The sequence below is a fragment of the Nonomuraea sp. NPDC003201 genome, from assembly GCF_053590415.1.
Map to the genome: position 1 here is coordinate 1 of NZ_JBSFTC010000691.1, position 1,914 is coordinate 1,914.

Consider the following 1,914-nt stretch of genomic DNA (forward strand, 5'->3'; position numbering starts at 1 on the left):
GACGGGCGGCCGGCGGACGCGGACGGGCGGCCGGCGGACGCGGACGGGCGCGCGGCGCTGGAGCGCATGGCGCGGGTGGTCTGGGAGTCGCTGGAGAGCGACCGCGATCTCATCCGCATCATGCTGCGCGAGTACGACGGGTTTCCCGATCTGTTCGAGCGCATGTGGGAGGGGGTGCTGGCCAGCGTGTACGCCCAGGGGGCCGCCTGGATCGCCGCGCAGAAGGAGCTGGGCAGGGCCGACGTCGACGATCCCGAGGCGGCCGGGGCCGTGCTCCTGGCGTCCCTGACCTACTATCCGCTGCTCCGGGCCATGATCGGCCACACTCCGGGCGGTCTCGACCCGGAGCGGTTCCTCGCGGCCTGGGTCGAGACCGCCGCCGCCACACTCCGGCTGCGCTGACGGCGGTCGCGGCGCGCGTGCGGCATGCCGACGATCTCCTCGAAGCGCTGCCGCGACTCCGCCGCTCCCACGTCGCGGGCAGCCCGGCGTGTGACAGCTCCTCCTTCACTGACGGCGTTCCCGGTCCCATTGGTCGAGGAGCGTGGGGAACTCGCGGCCATCCCCTCGCTTGACTTCATGTGTACATTAACCGGCACGGTTGCGGCATGATCAAGCCGACCGTTGCGATGACGCGGGTGGTCAACTCCTGCGTCCTGCTCGAACTCGACGGCCACGCCGTCCTCACCGACCCCTGGTTCACCGAACGGTGGTGGCTGCGCCGCGGCGAACCGCTGGGCCTGCGCGTTCGCGACCTTCCCCCGCTCACCGCCATCGTGGTCACCAACCTGGCCACCAACCACTGGGACCTGCGCGCGCTGCGCCACTTCCCGGCCAAGGACACCACCCCGCTGTACGTGCCCACGCGCGGCATGGCCCGCCGGGCCCGAGCCCTCGGATTCCGGCGGGCGGAGCGCCTGACGTGGGGGCGGACACTCGACCTCGCGCCCGGCCTGTCCATGACGGTCGTGCCGTCCGGGCGGACCCTCGTATGGCCCAACAACGCCTACGTCTTCACCACCGCGGGCGGCCGGGTCGTCTTCTTCGGAGGGGAGGCGGGGGAGGTCGCGCCGCTGGAGGGACACCGGGCCGATCTGGCCCTGCTGCCCGTGAACGGGCTGCGCCCCCTGTTCGGGCCCCGCCTGGTGATGGGGCCGGAACAGGCCGTCGCGGGGGCGTCCGCGCTCGGCGCCGAGGTCCTGGTCCCCGTACACGACGCCCACGGGCACGACCCGCTGTCGCGGCTGTTCCGCACCGGCGGCACCGCCTCCGACGCCGTGGCCCTGGCGGGCCCGGAACTGCGGGTGGTGGACCTGCCGACGGGCAAGCGGTGGGAACTCGACACGAGTGCCTGATCCGTCCGGCGCTCCCGGGGCCGGGTGCGGCCGGGCCGGTGCGGGTCTTCGACGCCGCGGCGCATCTGGGCGCCGGCTACCGGCTGGAGCACGTGTCCGACGCCGGGGAGACGGCGTCGCCACCGCCCTGCTCCGCCACCGCGGTGCGGGCCGGCCGGCGTCTCCACGGCGGGTCGAACAGCCCCAGCCGGCGCGCGTTCAACGCCACGTGGATCGCGGCGGGGGCCACGACGATCGAGCCCAGCGTGTCGGTGGCGTAATGCGCTCCCAGGTAGACCCGCGCCAGCATCTGGACGCCCACGAGCACGAAGCCTGCCGCCAGCACCGGCCGGTGGAACCGGGTGCGCCTGACCAGGGTCGCGACGGCGATCACGATCGACAGGGTGAGGCAGACGTGACCGCTGGGGAAGCTGCCGGAGCCGAGGCCGTACACCAGGGAGTCGGAGACCGGGGGCCGGGAACGGGCGACGACGGTCTTGAGCACCCAGCTGACGCCCCACCCGGCGGCGATCACCACCAGCGCGCGCCCGGCGGCCCGCGGCCGGCCCGCGACGGCCAC

The 1,914-nt window shown here is 74.1% G+C and carries 3 protein-coding genes; 2 read left to right on the forward strand and 1 reads right to left on the reverse strand.

All coding sequences use genetic code 11. The annotated features are described in order from the left end of the window. Together ACWDX9_RS62795 and ACWDX9_RS62800 are read left to right on the forward strand one after the other, a co-directional pair. Positions 1-402, forward strand: a 402-nt coding sequence (locus ACWDX9_RS62795) for a TetR/AcrR family transcriptional regulator C-terminal domain-containing protein (RefSeq protein ID WP_449973369.1), incomplete at its 5' end; no start/stop codon positions are given. A gap of 206 nt (positions 403-608) precedes the next feature. Beyond that, on the forward strand, positions 609-1,355 hold the full coding sequence (locus ACWDX9_RS62800; RefSeq protein ID WP_449973370.1) for an MBL fold metallo-hydrolase: 747 nt from the start codon (positions 609-611) through the stop codon (positions 1,353-1,355). 76 nt (positions 1,356-1,431) lie between these two features. Here ACWDX9_RS62800 and ACWDX9_RS62805 read toward each other — a convergent pair. Continuing rightward, the coding region (locus tag ACWDX9_RS62805; RefSeq protein ID WP_449973371.1) for a phosphatase PAP2 family protein at positions 1,432-1,914 on the reverse strand (483 nt) is incomplete at its 5' end.